General features: G+C 44.1%; 15 protein-coding genes. 9 read left to right on the top strand and 6 right to left on the bottom strand.

The window, feature by feature from the left end; translation table 11 throughout:
- The first annotated feature begins 8 nt into the window (after positions 1 to 8).
- Both OCV20_RS20965 and OCV20_RS20960 read left to right on the top strand, forming a co-directional pair.
- Positions 9 to 1,109 carry an AI-2E family transporter gene (locus OCV20_RS20965; protein WP_086775739.1) on the top strand — a complete coding sequence of 367 codons (1,101 nt, stop codon included), beginning with the start codon at positions 9 to 11 and terminating at the stop codon, positions 1,107 to 1,109.
- Positions 1,110 to 1,769 carry a potassium channel family protein gene (locus tag OCV20_RS20960; RefSeq protein ID WP_017086389.1) on the top strand — a complete coding sequence of 220 codons (660 nt, stop codon included), beginning with the start codon at positions 1,110 to 1,112 and terminating at the stop codon, positions 1,767 to 1,769.
- A 112-nt stretch (positions 1,770 to 1,881) separates the two neighbouring features.
- Here the strand turns inward: OCV20_RS20960 and OCV20_RS20955 are convergent, their stop codons facing one another.
- Both OCV20_RS20955 and OCV20_RS20950 read right to left on the bottom strand, forming a co-directional pair.
- Positions 1,882 to 2,421 carry a DUF3332 domain-containing protein gene (locus tag OCV20_RS20955; protein WP_017061899.1) on the bottom strand — a complete coding sequence of 180 codons (540 nt, stop codon included), beginning with the start codon at positions 2,419 to 2,421 and terminating at the stop codon, positions 1,882 to 1,884.
- Between the two features lie 237 nt (positions 2,422 to 2,658).
- On the bottom strand, positions 2,659 to 2,832 hold the full coding sequence (locus tag OCV20_RS20950) for a hypothetical protein (protein WP_193841499.1): 174 nt from the start codon (positions 2,830 to 2,832) through the stop codon (positions 2,659 to 2,661).
- Positions 2,833 to 3,085: 253 nt separating this feature from the next.
- On the opposite strand from OCV20_RS20950, the gene OCV20_RS20945 reads away from it, so the two are divergent.
- A complete protein-coding gene (locus tag OCV20_RS20945) occupies positions 3,086 to 3,679 on the top strand; it encodes a hypothetical protein (protein ID WP_050648160.1) in 594 nt (197 codons plus the stop codon).
- A 230-nt stretch (positions 3,680 to 3,909) separates the two neighbouring features.
- On the opposite strand, the gene OCV20_RS20940 is transcribed toward OCV20_RS20945, so the two are convergent.
- Positions 3,910 to 4,119 carry a hypothetical protein gene (locus tag OCV20_RS20940; RefSeq protein ID WP_004731601.1) on the bottom strand — a complete coding sequence of 70 codons (210 nt, stop codon included), beginning with the start codon at positions 4,117 to 4,119 and terminating at the stop codon, positions 3,910 to 3,912.
- A 623-nt stretch (positions 4,120 to 4,742) separates the two neighbouring features.
- On the opposite strand from OCV20_RS20940, the gene OCV20_RS20935 reads away from it, so the two are divergent.
- The 6 genes from OCV20_RS20935 to OCV20_RS20910 all read left to right on the top strand — a co-directional run bounded on the left by OCV20_RS20935 (position 4,743) and on the right by OCV20_RS20910 (position 10,876).
- The gene (locus tag OCV20_RS20935; RefSeq protein ID WP_086775740.1) at positions 4,743 to 6,122 is read left to right on the top strand and encodes a sensor histidine kinase; all 1,380 of its coding nucleotides are present in this window, start codon (positions 4,743 to 4,745) and stop codon (positions 6,120 to 6,122) included.
- Positions 6,119 to 6,751, top strand: a complete 633-nt coding sequence (locus OCV20_RS20930; protein WP_048610910.1) for a response regulator — start codon at positions 6,119 to 6,121, stop codon at positions 6,749 to 6,751. The genes OCV20_RS20935 and OCV20_RS20930 overlap by 4 nt, the downstream gene beginning before the upstream one ends.
- 418 nt (positions 6,752 to 7,169) lie before the next feature.
- Complete coding sequence (locus OCV20_RS20925) at positions 7,170 to 8,102, top strand: siderophore ABC transporter substrate-binding protein (RefSeq protein WP_086775741.1); 933 nt, start codon at positions 7,170 to 7,172, stop codon at positions 8,100 to 8,102.
- Positions 8,103 to 8,202: 100 nt separating this feature from the next.
- A complete protein-coding gene (locus OCV20_RS20920; protein ID WP_065585087.1) occupies positions 8,203 to 9,156 on the top strand; it encodes an ABC transporter permease in 954 nt (317 codons plus the stop codon).
- Complete coding sequence (locus OCV20_RS20915; RefSeq protein ID WP_048610914.1) at positions 9,149 to 10,099, top strand: iron chelate uptake ABC transporter family permease subunit; 951 nt, start codon at positions 9,149 to 9,151, stop codon at positions 10,097 to 10,099. Before OCV20_RS20920 ends, OCV20_RS20915 begins: the two co-directional genes overlap by 8 nt.
- A 12-nt stretch (positions 10,100 to 10,111) precedes the next feature.
- A complete protein-coding gene (locus tag OCV20_RS20910) occupies positions 10,112 to 10,876 on the top strand; it encodes an iron ABC transporter ATP-binding protein (RefSeq protein ID WP_017061894.1) in 765 nt (254 codons plus the stop codon).
- Between the two features lie 71 nt (positions 10,877 to 10,947).
- Here the strand turns inward: OCV20_RS20910 and pstB are convergent, their stop codons facing one another.
- Genes pstB through pstC form a run of 3 tightly spaced genes read right to left on the bottom strand, consistent with a single transcriptional unit; the run spans position 10,948 to position 13,549 of the window.
- Positions 10,948 to 11,796: a phosphate ABC transporter ATP-binding protein PstB gene (gene pstB, locus OCV20_RS20905; RefSeq protein ID WP_048606155.1), complete on the bottom strand. Its 849-nt coding sequence runs from the start codon at positions 11,794 to 11,796 to the stop codon at positions 10,948 to 10,950.
- Positions 11,796 to 12,632, bottom strand: coding sequence for a phosphate ABC transporter permease PstA (gene pstA / locus OCV20_RS20900; RefSeq protein ID WP_048606157.1), 837 nt, complete (start codon positions 12,630 to 12,632; stop codon positions 11,796 to 11,798). The genes pstB and pstA overlap by 1 nt, the downstream gene beginning before the upstream one ends.
- The gene (gene pstC, locus OCV20_RS20895) at positions 12,629 to 13,549 is read right to left on the bottom strand and encodes a phosphate ABC transporter permease subunit PstC (protein ID WP_202910156.1); all 921 of its coding nucleotides are present in this window, start codon (positions 13,547 to 13,549) and stop codon (positions 12,629 to 12,631) included. The genes pstA and pstC overlap by 4 nt, the downstream gene beginning before the upstream one ends.
- Positions 13,550 to 13,578 lie beyond the last annotated feature (29 nt).

Raw genomic sequence — 13,578 nt, 5'->3', positions numbered from 1 at the left:
GACGTCTCATGAAGTTAACCGATGATTTTTCAAAACAGGCGATAGACGCTGCCATCAAGATCGCAGCGATTGCCATGCTCGTGTATTGGTGTTTTTCGATTTTGCGCCCATTCATTCTTTTAGTGATATGGGGTGCGATCATTGCGACTGCGTTGTATCCAGTGGCGGTCGCAATTTCAAATAAAACCGGGATGTCGAAAGGTAAAGCCAGTGCATTGCTGAGCTTTATTGGTGTGATTATTCTGTTTATTCCTTTGGCGGCGCTTTCTTCTGGTATCTACACCAGCGCGACTGACCTGATGACAGGGCTTCAAGATGGCACATTGTCATTGCCTAAACCGAAAGAGTCCTTACAAGATATTCCATTCATAGGTGAGAAGGTTTATTCAACCTTGGTTGCCGCCTCCAACAATATTGAAGGCACTTTCATAAAGTATGCGGACGAACTTAAACAGTTTGCGACGAAAGCGGCTTCTGTTCTTGGCTCGTTAGGTGGCGGCTTTATTCAGTTCATTATCTCTACCATCATTGCTGGTGCATTCATGAGTAATGCCGATAAATGCAAAACCGGTGTGACTCATTTAGTGGCGCGTTTAACGGGCGGTAAAGGTGAAGAATTGGTAGAGCTTTCTAAATCGACCGTGCGAAGTGTTGTGCAAGGTGTGATTGGTGTTGCTGTGATTCAATCCATGATGTCAGCAATCGGGTTGGTGGTTGCAGGCGTTCCTGCGGCTGCGTTTTGGGCGCTAGCCGTACTGCTCATTGCGATAATCCAACTTCCACCGATTCTTGCGCTACTACCTGCGATCATCTACATGTTCAGCGTTGAATCGACACTGGCGGCTAGCTTGTTCTTAGTGTGGTGTATTTTGGTGAGCGGCAGTGACGCTATCTTGAAGCCAGTACTGCTGAGCCGTGGCTCTCACATTCCAATGTTGGTTATTCTATTGGGCGCGTTGGGCGGGATGGCGATGTCAGGCATCGTCGGTCTGTTTGTTGGTGCTGTGATACTGAGTTTAAGCTATGAGCTTATGATGGCGTGGCTTGGACTTGAAGAGAAAAACCAACAAGAAACTGAGAAAAAAACCGCAGAGGTAGAGGAAAAATAGATGAAGCCAGTCTCTAAAGACGACAACTTCTACTTCTTATTCTATGCACTGTTGGTGTTGTTTTTTGGTTGCGCGGTGATGCAGCAGTTTTATCCGCAAGGCCAAAAAACAATCCTATTTCTCATCATCATTACTCTGGCGAGTTCGATTGTCGGTATTCATAAAGAGCGAGCATTGTATCGCTCTTGGTATGGGTTGTTATTGATTACGGCGCTCGTGTCTGGTGTGTTTTCATTTTTGGAAGGTTATAACCTGTCGATAGTGACGCTATCGGCGCTGGCTGTGTTTTTGTTTTCACATATTTACTCTGCGTTAAAGCAGGTGATGAAAGCAAAAACGGTGACGCCTAATCACATCATCGGCTCAATCTGTATTTACTTGTTGCTAGGGTTTGCTTGGTCGACCATCTACTTGTTGATTTTAGAAATCTTTCCGAATGCCTTTAACGGGTTAGAAGAGCAAGTCTGGCTGACAAACTTGTTCAATGCGATGTACTTTAGCTTTATCACCTTGACCACGGTTGGTTACGGCGACATTTCACCAGCACTGCCTATTGCTCAGTTTTTCGTGTTTATGGAATCCATTATCGGCAGCTTTTACTTGGCCATCATGGTGGCGAGTTTGGTGAGCATTCGACTTGCACAGTCTCAGTCCCAATAGATCATTTACAAATAATAGAGCACATACAAACAAGCCCGACAATTGCCGGGCTTGTTCTATTTTATGAGCTTCAAAGTCTGTTTAAGTTTGAACTCTGTGTGGGCGATGAACCTTAAGCTTCAGTGCCTTGAATCTTCTCTAATTCAGCGATAGTTGTTTGCGATACAAGCTGACCATCCATGTAATAGGTAACGTTTTGACCGTCTTTGATACCCGTTAGAGTCGCCGTTTCACCAGACGTATAGACGATGTCCATTTGAATCGTGTTTTCGTCGATCTTAATCATCTCACCCGTTTCAATGGTGCGATTGTTCGAAATTGGGCCGACAGGGGCTTCTTTCAGGCTTGGGTCCAGCTCATCGTTCACTTTGAAGTGCGTGTCTGTTTTTGTATCAAATACGTGTGGTGAACCGCTGATTGGGTTTTTACCTGTCCAGAATTCAAGTGAGTTGAATACCACATAGTCTGCTGCGGTAGTAATACCGTATACAGGCGCTAATAAGAAGTTTACACCTGCACGAGCATAGCGGTTATCGACAACTTCAACGTTAAATTTCATCACTTTCCCTGTTACGGCGTTACTGCCGATACAACCAGTTAGCGCAGAAGCCAAAACCGTTAGTCCTACAATTTTAAGTGCAATCTTTTTCATTTTAGTACCTGTATAAGTTAGAAGTCTGTTTCGTTGGAACAGGTGTAGTATGGTTTTTATTCGATGGTCAGTTTTACCATTTAGCGCCACTGACGATATAAAATGCACTCGGACTTTTGGCATAAAGCTAGGTATAAAGTGAGGTATAAAACTGGGCACAAAAAAAGCGCGACCTAATAGGGCGCGCTTTGGGGTATTTAGATAAGTCGTAATGAAAACAACGACTCCAATATAGAATTACTTCATCACGTAGGTATAAGCCGATACGACAAGCCAGCGGAAAAATCGAAATAAAAGGGTAGTGGCTTTAAAGGCAAATTTGGCAATGGATACCATTGCTTCTGCACCAATGCTTACACACTTATGCAAATCGGATTCTTTGTATTCTGAATAGGTCATCTGTTTTCTCATTTCTCGCGGTTGTCTTTCATATGTAAGTAACGACTCCTGTCTGGCGATATACCCTGAGCGCGTAATGTACGAACTTTCGCCGCTAGAGATTTACCATTTCATGCCATATGGATTAATAACTAGCCAAAAGGTAAAGAGTTGGGAGAATTTAACGGCATAGCGAGGTGTAACTGATCAAGTTACCGAAAAAACGAGGGTAATAGTGGTATGATCGCTGGCTCAGCACCATAAGTGATAAAGAATAGGAAACAGAATGACTCACCTTACCGAACAGCAAGAAGCTGCAATGGCGACGTTTAAGGAAAACTTACACCTTCCAAACGGTGGTTTTCATAAACTGATTATCGAGCTAAGTAAGGAGTATCAGTTGCCTTTCCAAAAGGTGCGTGCGGTTTTAAAGAAAGCTCAAAAAGACGTTGAACGACAAATACGAGAAGACTTTACCAGCGTTGATGACACAGTACTGAGCCAAGCGAATTGGGTAAATATCATTAAGTCGAAGCTTGTTGAGTTAGCGGAAGAAAACCAAACGGTTATGGATAAGCTGCAACAAAACCTGAAGTATCAAAAAGTGTTGTCGGCAACCGAGGGTTCAATCGCAAGTGAAGACGAACGTGACGAGTTGATTGAAGAGTTGATTCAAGCTTATGAGAAAGAGGTGTTCAAACCGTTACTGGCGATGCTGCATACAACGAAGCTGTATTGGAAGCTAATGCTGGTGGATGAGACATGTAAGATGAATGAGGAGAATCGTGAGAAATTCAGTGATTACCCTCAACACATGCAAGCTGCAGAACACTTATATACTCTTGATCAGAAGTTAAGGTCGATGCCGTTAACTTATTAGTCCATGAATGCACTGATAATGACTCATTGGTGATTCAGAGTTTGATATAAGTTGGTTTCAATAGAAGCACGATAACCTAGCTAGCGTTAGCCGCGTGTGAAATGCAAAAAGGGCTAGGTTTCTGATCTGTTTTACTTCTACTCTATTTTGTTCTGCTAGAGCGAATTGAGGGTGACATCTTTTACATCTTTGGGACTAGATGGTGTTTCTTTTGTAGCCTTTGGGAAATGCTATAGGAGTGTGAAATGTCCTAGGGTGTTTCCGTTGCCTGAAACGATAGTTCCGATGCTTTCTCGTTCATTAAATTCAAAGTCGATGAGATAACTGTGATGTTGTAGCTTGGGCAATATGTGGCGGTGGAGTATATCGCTATTGAGCTGTCGAATCTCGGTGACCCATGAAATCTCTTCTTTGTGTAAGTCTATTTTAATCTTGAGCATTTATTACCTTTTAGTTTATTGACTGTTTTTTCGCGTGATAGTTGGTACCAGTGGGTTTGTCGTGTTGTTCTGCGTGACATAACTGTGCCTTGTGTTTATTACATTTGTATTTATGTGATCGATCTATTCTGACTTCGCTGACAAAAGAGCAAATGACGATAGATCGGTAGTAGGATCGAATTTAAAAGCTATTGAATGACTATCTGGGTGAAAGCTGACGCAGAGATGGTGTAACGAGGGAATCGAGAACTGTCTATGTGGAACTTGGACTTACTTTAGCATTAACAGCTCTATAGATTAGAGCCAGGTGGCGAACTATACGCCTAGTTTTTAAAATTACAACCCTAATTTCAATTAAATTCAAAAATATTTTTGGGTGATTTGTCATCGCTTACTGAAGGTTAAATGAGCGAAGGTCAGGGGATTTACCATGATATCTGACTGAGGCTTGGCTTTTTAGCTGTCCGTCTTAAGTATAATTAGTGATTTAAATTAAAACGGCTAATTTACTGAAGATTAAGTGGCTGTTATATATCATCTTTACATTGTAAATTACAAATCGTAACTTTTGGGTCAAGTGTTGTGATTGCAGGGCTTGAGGGCTTTGTTTACACTTAATGCTTATGGATATATTAGTCGTATTTACCCTTTATCTGATCTACGGTTTGGCTTTCTTCGCCATCGGTTTTTCTGTTGTCTTTAGAAACTATAAAAACAGCCAGATCAGTATCTCCAAACTTCTCCCGATCCTTGCCATCTTTGGCTTTGTTCATGGTGTTCATGAATGGTCTGAGCTTTATTTGATTCTCTACCAAGACCAATTTCAACGTTCTCAGTCGATCGAACTCTTCAAGGTTTTCAAGTTACTCTTTTCTTACCTCGCCTTAGGCGCTTTTGGGTGGAAAATGCTGGATCTGTTTGACTCGCGTTGGGTGAAGTGGGGAAAGATCTTCATTGGGCTGTTGCTGGTCGCGTTTACTTTGAGCTTAGTTGATCGCTTTGATGAGCAAGCATTTACCGACTACATCAACATCAGTAATAGCCACATCCGAGTGTTGTTCGGTTTAGGCTCCGGCTTGTTGGCTGGCGTAACCATGATAATTTACGGCAAACAGTTTTATGATGTTGAACACCAAGCTGCGTCTCCTTTTGTTTATACCGGCGCTGCGTTGATCTTTTATGGTATTACTTCGGGCATTTTGAGCTCTGAATACGGCATCTGGGTTATCTTCTTAAGAACAATGTGTGCTTTGGCAACGCTTCATTTCTTGTGGAAAGCGCTGCGAGTATTCGATAGAGAAAGAGAACTGCAAATTGAAGCCATGGTGCACCGCTCGTTTCAAGACGAAAAGCTTAAGGAATTAGGCGAGCTGACTTCAGCTGTCGCTCATGAAGTGAAAACACCGCTGAGCAGCGCAATGATGAGTTGCGACTTACTCGAGAAAAGACTGCCTGATGATGAGAATGTGGCTAGGCAATTGGTGAGGATCCGCAGTGGTATCGAGCGCGCCGCCCATATCAGTCAAGAAGTGTTGAATTATGCCCACCATCGAAAGGTGTCATTCAAAGCCGTTGGTGTGCGAGGTTTATGTCAATCGTCGCTTTCTCTGGTGGAATACCGACTGTCAGACTTTGATATCGAATTGGATGTTAGTAAGAAGCTGCAAGTGCATGGCGACGCGATTCATCTAGAAGAAGTGCTCGTCAATATACTGGTTAATGCCGTTGATGCGAGTGAACATACCAAGAGTATTTCTATCTCAGCGTATCCATTGGGTTCTAACGTGATTATAGAGCTCACTAATCGTGGTCCTGCCATTCCAGAAGATGTGATTGATAAAGTGATGCAACCTTTCTTTACCACTAAGCCAGTAGGAAAAGGGACTGGAATGGGGCTGGCTATCTGCCGACAAATCATGACACAACATCATGGTGAACTTACCTTGCATAATATTGAGAACGGACTCATGGTACGACTACAACTACCGAAGGCAACCCAATGAAATTAAAGCTATTGCTTGCAGAAGATGATGAGCAATTAAGAGAAGTGTTGGTCGAAGCGCTGGCACTCGAAGAGTTTGACGTTGTCGCGTTTGATAACGCAGAAGACGCGTTGGATGCAGCAGGGGAGGAGACGTTTGATCTTGCCTTGTTTGATGTGGTGATGGGTGGCATGACAGGTGTTGAAGCCTTATCTAACTTGCGCCGATTGCAACCTAAAATTGGGATTGTGATCACCACGGCGTTCGCGACTGTGGATGTTGCCGTTGATGCCATGAAAAAAGGGGCGGACGAGTTCTTAACCAAACCCTTTAATTTGGCGGCACTGTCGGTAACGCTTAGGAGGGTTTATGCGGAACGATCTCCACAGACTCCCGTTGAAGAGCGCAGCAACGATCAGGTGTTTAGTGCATTAGCTAACCCTATTCGTCGTGCGGTGTTGAACCACTTGAGTATTCATCAGAAGTTAAAATTCATGGATTTATGCCGCGTGGTGGGAATTGAAGACCATACCAAGTTCAATTTCCATTTAAGGCAGTTGGTGAATAGTGGATTGGTGAAAAAAGGAGAAAGCCGTATTTACTCCCTGACTCGTCGCGGAAAAGAAGTGCATTCGAGCATGCTTAAGTAAGTGTTGTTACTTTTTGTATCTAATTGATTTAGCTAATTAATATCTAAAATTTTCACCAGCCGTTGTTATGGTTCACGCAAAGAATATCGTGGACCATTGGTGTGTTCTCTTCTTGGCTTCTCCACTCCATATCCTCGTTATATCGCCGTTTTTGTACATTCATACCTGCCATTGTTAGCAGCCTAACAAAATATGAATACTCACTTTTACGTTTCTGAATAATAAAGTTGTTGTGTCGCCAATTTAGTGCAAATATAATTGATAATAGTTCTCACTTGCGTTACAAGTTTGTTGTCAATCCAATGACAGACTTTAAATTATCGTTATTTAGCAGTTGTGTACGCCCCATGCTCGTCTATGAGTAATGTGACTTTCATTGTCATGAGTGGTGGTTTGTCTCAATGGCAAAGGAAGAAACATGAAGAAAACAATCAATTCAGTTCGCCAGTTATTGAGCGGGCTTGCCATCGTTCTAGCATCATCATTCATGATGACCGCGCATGCGGAAACCGTCACCATTGAGCATGTAAAAGGCACAGCGCGGTTTACTGAAGTACCACAGCGAGTGGTGGTTCTAGGCCACGGTAGCTTAGACGTGCTTGATAAAATTGGTGTGCAGCCAGTTGGCGCGCCTCATAGCTTGCTGCCTGATTACCTAGCTTCTTACAAAGATACGACGGCAAATACAGGCTCATTAAGCGAACCTGATTTTGAAGCTATCTACATGTTGAAGCCTGACATCATCATCGCGGAAAACCGCATGCTTAAGGTTTACGACAAACTGGCACAAATTGCTCCTACTATCATGTTCTCTATTGAAGGCGACAAGTACTGGGCTGATGCTCAGCAAAACTGGCGTGCGCTAGGCGACATCTTTGGTAAGCAAGCTGAAGTTGAAGCGATCATTAAAGAGACTCAAGCTTCTATCACAGCGGTAAACGACAAAGTAGCGTCTGACGAAACTTCAGCAATGATGCTAATGAACAACGGCAACAACATTGCGATGTTCAACAAAGGCAGCCGTTTCTCTATCATCTTTGATGACTTTGGTTTCGTGGAATCAAAGAGTGCAACCGTGGCTCCGATCAAAGGAACACACGGCAACCTAATCTCTTTTGAATACATTGCTGATGCAAAACCTGAAGTGCTTTACGTGCTTGACCGTGAAAAAGCGATTGGCAAATCAGAAGGTCGCGCTCAACAACTGTTTGATAACCCATTGGTTGCGGCAACACCTGCAGCGCAGCACGGCAACATCGTTTACCTTGATTCAAGTGCTTGGTATCTGGCTGGTGGCGGTGTGACGGCGATTCACAGAATGCTTGGTGACATTGAACGTACAATTCAATAGTTACTAACCATCAGATTCTCGGGCTTATAAGAGTGTTCTTATAAGCCCTTTTTCACTTTTTTATACGGGCTACCCGAGACCTACCTTTAGTATTATTTCTATGTTGAAACCCATTGCAGCTGCTGTATTTCTTGTTGTGTTATGCGTTGCGTCATTGATGATTGGAGTTGCTGAAATCAGTTTTAGTGACTTCTTCAATGGCAACCAACACGCCAACTCTATTTATATTGTTAGTCGGATCCCTCGACTACTCGCGATCGTGCTTGCCGGAGCGGGATTGAGTGTTTCTGGTTTGATCATGCAGCAAATCGTACAGAACAAGTTTGCCGCGCCTTCGACGATGGGCACCATTGACTGTGCGATGTTGGGCTACATAGTCGGCATTCTAGTGTTAGGCAATGCTGCGCAATGGAGCTACTTAGGCTTTATCTTCGCGTTTGCAGTGTTTGGCACCATGCTATTGGTTCGTTTTCTACAACACCTAAAGTTCAAGAATGCGGTGTTGGTGCCTTTGATTGGCATTATGTATGGCAACGTTGTTTCGTCTCTAACAACCTTTATTGCTTATAAGTACGACTTAGTACAAACCATGTCGGCATGGACGATGGCGAACTTTGCGAGCGTGTTGCAGGGCAGCTATGAAATCCTTTATCTCGCGGTGCCTGCTTGTGTGCTGGCTTACTACTTCGCAAGCCAATTCAGTGCGGCGAGCATCGGAGAGAGCTTCGCGAAAAACATCGGCTTGAATTACCAGAAGATCGTCTTCATTGGTGTTGCATTGGTCGCTATCTGCGCCTCTTCTGTGGTGATGATCGTTGGTGTTATCCCATTCCTTGGCCTTATCGTGCCGAATATCGTGTCGCTGATGATGGGCGATAACATGAAGAAGATTCTGCCTTGGACGGCCTATTGGGGCGTGATCTTGGTGTTAGCTTGTGATCTGCTAGCTCGAATCGTCATCTTCCCTTATGAGATTCCAATCTCGATGGTAATCAGCATCTTTGGTGGCTTGATTTTTATCTACCTAATCATGAGAGACAAGTCGAATGCGTGATTCAGTAAAAATTGCGATTCTGGCTATCGCGTCTTTGGGTATGGCAGCGTTATTCATCGGGCAGGGGCTTACGTGGGATAACTACGAGTTCTTCTTGTCTCTGCGACTACCAAAATTGCTGTCGATTGTGTTGGCGGCAGTAGCGATCTCTGCGTCGTCACTGGTTTTCCAAACCATCACTAATAACCGAATTCTAACCCCATCCATCTTGGGCTTTGACAGCTTGTATATGCTGGTTCAAACGGTACTTTTGTTTGTGTTTGGCAGTGCGAGCTTCTGGGTGATTGACTCAATCGCAAACTTTTCGATGTCTGTGACTGTGATGATCTTGTTCTCGTTTGCTCTGTTCCATTTCTACTTTAAGAGCAAGCGAAACAACGTATTCACACTGCTGTTGATAGGCATCGTGTGTGGCAGCGTATTCTCGAGTTTAGCGAATTTCCTTGCGATGTTGATTGATCCCAATGAATTCGCGGTGCTGCAGAATGTGATGTTCGCAAGCTTCAATAACGTGAAAGGCGAGCTGGTTTACCTCAGCCTTATTCCTTTGGGTTTGAGCTTGCTTGGCCTGTGGCTGTTGGCACCTAAGCTCGATGTACTTTGGCTTGGTGTTGATAACGCGACAAGCTTGGGTGTGAACACTAAACGACTGACTCAGATTACCTTGGTGATTGTGTCAGTGATGGTCGCGGTGTCTACGGCTCTGGTTGGCCCTGTGTTGTTCTTTGGCTTGATCACCGTGAGCTTAGCTCGCCAGATATTCCGATCTTATCAGCATCGTGTGCTTATCATCGCAAGCAGCTTGTTAGCGATCGTGCTATTGGTTTCTGGCCAATGGTTTATCGAAAAAGTGATGGCGTTTGAAACTACAGTGAGTGTGATCATTAACTTGGTCGGCGGTTTGTATTTTATGTTCTTGTTGTTACGCACTAGAATTCAGTAAAGGTAGTAAGTAGTGATTAAATTAACAGGTTTAAGTAAGAAGTATGGCAAGTCACTCGTGGTTGATGATGCCAGTGCTATGTTCCCGAAAGGTGAAGTGACTTCTATCATTGGCCCAAATGGTGCGGGTAAAAGTACACTGCTTTCAATGGCGAGCCGCTTAACAGACAGTGACGCAGGTGAAGTGGTCATTGGCGATAAGTTACTGGCGGAGTGGGATACCAAAGAGCTAGCCAAGCACCTTGCCGTGTTAAGACAATCAAACAACATCAATATGCGATTTACGATTCGTGAGTTGGTCTGTTTTGGTCGTTTCCCACACTCTCAAGGTCGCTTGAAAGACGAAGATCATAAGATCGTCGACACAGCACTAGAACACCTTGGCATTACTGACATCCAAAACAAATACCTTGATGAGTTGAGTGGCGGTCAGCGTCAAATGGCATTTATCGCGATGGTTGTGGCACAAGATACGGATTATGTGTTCTTAGATGAGCCTCTGAATAACCTTGATATTAAACACTCTGTTGAAATCATGCAGACGCTTCGTCGTTTGGCGCATGAGTTCAATAAAGCGGTAGTGATCGTGATTCACGACATCAACTTCGCTTCTTGCTACTCGGATAACATTGTCGCGATGAAGAAAGGTAAAGTGGTTAAGTCGGGTAAGGTTTCGGAAGTGGTTGAAAAATCAGTAATGGAATCGATCTACGAGATCCCATTTGAGATTCGCGAGTTCGATGGTGTGCGAATCTGTATGTATTACTCTGGTCGTTAGAATACTGAATAACTCGGTTGTTTTTCGCTATTGGTTCTTTTGCGAGTGCATTTTAGTTGCTGAAGACTCAGTTAACCGAAATCACCAGAAATATAGCGTTGAGTACGGTCATGCTTTGGCGCTTTGAATATCTGCTCGGTTTCACCAAACTCGATTAATTCGCCAAGATACATAAAGCCGGTGTGGTCAGAAATACGCATCGCTTGCTGCATGTTGTGAGTCACGATAACGATGGTGTACTTCTCACGAAGCTCGGTAATCAGCTCCTCAATCGCAGCAGTCGCAATCGGGTCGAGTGCAGACGTCGGTTCATCCATTAGGATCACCTCAGGTTGCAAAGCGATAGTACGTGCGATACACAAGCGCTGCTGTTGTCCACCTGACAAGCCCATAGCATCCGCGTTCATCTTGTCTTTCACTTCTTCCCATAGGTGTGCACGTTTAAGTGCTTTCTCGATTTGAGTATCGATTTCATCCTTACTAAAGCCACCTTTAAGTTTCAGACCAAAGGCCATGTTCTCGTAGATAGACATTGGGAACGGGGTAGGCTTTTGGAAAACCATGCCGACTTTTGAGCGAAGTTCATTGAGGTCAATCGAACCCAGAATACTTTCGTCATCAAGCAGGATATCTCCTTCTGCATATTGAGTGCGGTACAAATCGTAGATGCGATTCATGGTTCTCAATAGCGTTGATTTACCACAACCCGAAGGGCCGATCAGTGCCGTCACCTTGTTGTTGTAAATCGGCATGGTGATGTTCTTTAACGACGCTGGCAGATTCTTATTGTAGAAGAAGCTCAGGTCTTCAATTTGCATGCGACAAGTCATTGCTTGGTCATTGGTTGCCTCAGTAGACAGGGTATCAAGACCTTTTGAGAAAGAGTTGTCGTTTACTAATGAGTTAGTCATTGCAGTCATTATGCTTTTCTCGCTTTCAGGTATTTAGGCAAGCTTGTCGCTAGGATGTTGATAAATAGAATGAATGAAGTAATCAGTAGGGCACCTGCCCACGCTAATTCTTGCCACGATGAATAAGGACTCATCGCAAATTGATAAATGGTCACTGGTAGGTTCGCCATTGGCGCACCCATGTCTGTAGTCATGAAGCTGCTGTTTAATGCTGTGAATAGCAGGGGAGCCGTCTCACCTGAGATTCGAGCAACCGACAACAAGATAGCCGTTACAATGCCTGGGCCTGCAGCGCGGTAGCTAAGCTTAGTAATCACACGCCATTTTGGAGCGCCCAAACCACTACCAGCCTCTTTTAGCGTTGGTGGCACCAGTCTTAACATTTCTTCTGTTGAAGAGATGATCACAGGCAAAGCCAGAATAGCTAACGCGATTGCTCCAGCCCATGCTGAGTAAGAACCCATTGGAACCACAATCACCGCGTAGATGAACAAGCCAACCAAAATAGAAGGTGCGCTCACTAACATACCGTTAAGAAAGCGTAGTGTTTCAGCTGTTTTGTTCTCTTTAGGTGCTTCAGATAGCCAAGTACCAGCCAACACACCAAGCGGAGCTGCAATCGCGATGCCCATACCAGTTAGAATCAAGCTGCCATAAATCGCATTTTTCAGGCCGCCTTCGCTGCCCGGCGCTGGAGTAAGTTCAGTAAACAGGCTCCATTTCAGCCCCTTGATGCCTTCTCCGATTAGGGTGTAAAGAATGCTCGAGAGTACGATAAGACCCGTTGCGGTTGCAGCAATGCAGAACGCATAGAATAGGCCATTTTTAAACTTTCTTAGATTCATGCTCTACCTCTTTTCAAAAGGAAACGGGCAGCGCCCATAACAATGAAAGTGATCGCAAATAACACAAGACCTAGCGCGATTAGCGAAGAGATGTGAACTTCATTTGTCGCTTCATTAAATTGCTGAGCAATCGTAGATGAAATAGAACTTGCAGGCATAAACAGTGAAGTTTCAATACGGTTTGCACCACCAATAACAAATGCCACCGCCATGGTTTCACCCAATGCACGTCCTAAACCTAAGATACCTGCGCTTGCTACTGCGCTTTTTACTTTAGGAAGCAACACTTTAGTGATGACTTCGAATGGCGTAGCACCGACACCGTATGCGGCTTCACGTAAAACATCTGGTATTGAACGAAGTGCATCACGGGTTAGCGCCGTCATGATAGGTAAGATCATAAACGACAAGATGATGCCTGCACTCAGTAGGCCGATACCGATTGGCGGGCCGCTGAACCAAGTACCAAGAATCGGGATGCCAGATAAGTTGGTTAGAGCCCACATCTGGAAGCCTTCAGAGAACCAAGGTGCGAAGACAAACAAGCCCCACATGCCGTAAATGATGCTCGGAATTGCTGCGAGTAGTTCAATAGCCTTGCTCACGGGGCTGCTGATCCACTTGGGTGCTAATTCTGCTAAAAAGATTGCAGTGCCTAAGGCAACTGGAACCGCTATACATATTGCGATGAAGGAAGTAACCAGTGTGCCGTAAATAGCAGAGACTGCACCGAAGTTACTATTAATCGGATCCCAGACATTGTTGAAAACAAAGCCAGGGCCAAATTCAGAAAATGCTTTCCAACCGCCATCAATTAAAGAAATGATAATGCCAGTTAGTGCAATAAAAATAAGAATAGAAGAAGTGAAACTCAATTTTTCAAAAATTGAATCACCATCTAATCTTTTAATAGTCATTGTTTTATTCATAGGTAAGATAAATACCG

The organism is Vibrio coralliirubri (assembly GCF_024347375.1).
GTDB classification, from domain to species: domain Bacteria; phylum Pseudomonadota; class Gammaproteobacteria; order Enterobacterales; family Vibrionaceae; genus Vibrio; species Vibrio coralliirubri.
Note: the sequence above shows the minus strand (reverse complement) of the source record. Positions and strands in the feature narration are given on the sequence as shown.

Coding starts and splice junctions, on each gene's coding strand:
- OCV20_RS20935 (WP_086775740.1), top strand. CDS start 4,743: ATGGATATATTAGTCGTATTTACCCTTTATCTGATCTACGGTTTGGCT.
- OCV20_RS20965 (WP_086775739.1), top strand. CDS start 9: ATGAAGTTAACCGATGATTTTTCAAAACAGGCGATAGACGCTGCCATC.
- OCV20_RS20925 (WP_086775741.1), top strand. CDS start 7,170: ATGAAGAAAACAATCAATTCAGTTCGCCAGTTATTGAGCGGGCTTGCC.
- pstC (WP_202910156.1), bottom strand. CDS start 13,549: ATGACTATTAAAAGATTAGATGGTGATTCAATTTTTGAAAAATTGAGT.
- OCV20_RS20915 (WP_048610914.1), top strand. CDS start 9,149: ATGCGTGATTCAGTAAAAATTGCGATTCTGGCTATCGCGTCTTTGGGT.
- pstA (WP_048606157.1), bottom strand. CDS start 12,632: ATGAATCTAAGAAAGTTTAAAAATGGCCTATTCTATGCGTTCTGCATT.
- OCV20_RS20960 (WP_017086389.1), top strand. CDS start 1,110: ATGAAGCCAGTCTCTAAAGACGACAACTTCTACTTCTTATTCTATGCA.
- OCV20_RS20930 (WP_048610910.1), top strand. CDS start 6,119: ATGAAATTAAAGCTATTGCTTGCAGAAGATGATGAGCAATTAAGAGAA.
- OCV20_RS20945 (WP_050648160.1), top strand. CDS start 3,086: ATGACTCACCTTACCGAACAGCAAGAAGCTGCAATGGCGACGTTTAAG.
- OCV20_RS20920 (WP_065585087.1), top strand. CDS start 8,203: ATGTTGAAACCCATTGCAGCTGCTGTATTTCTTGTTGTGTTATGCGTT.
- OCV20_RS20940 (WP_004731601.1), bottom strand. CDS start 4,119: ATGCTCAAGATTAAAATAGACTTACACAAAGAAGAGATTTCATGGGTC.
- pstB (WP_048606155.1), bottom strand. CDS start 11,796: ATGACTGCAATGACTAACTCATTAGTAAACGACAACTCTTTCTCAAAA.
- OCV20_RS20955 (WP_017061899.1), bottom strand. CDS start 2,421: ATGAAAAAGATTGCACTTAAAATTGTAGGACTAACGGTTTTGGCTTCT.
- OCV20_RS20950 (WP_193841499.1), bottom strand. CDS start 2,832: ATGAGAAAACAGATGACCTATTCAGAATACAAAGAATCCGATTTGCAT.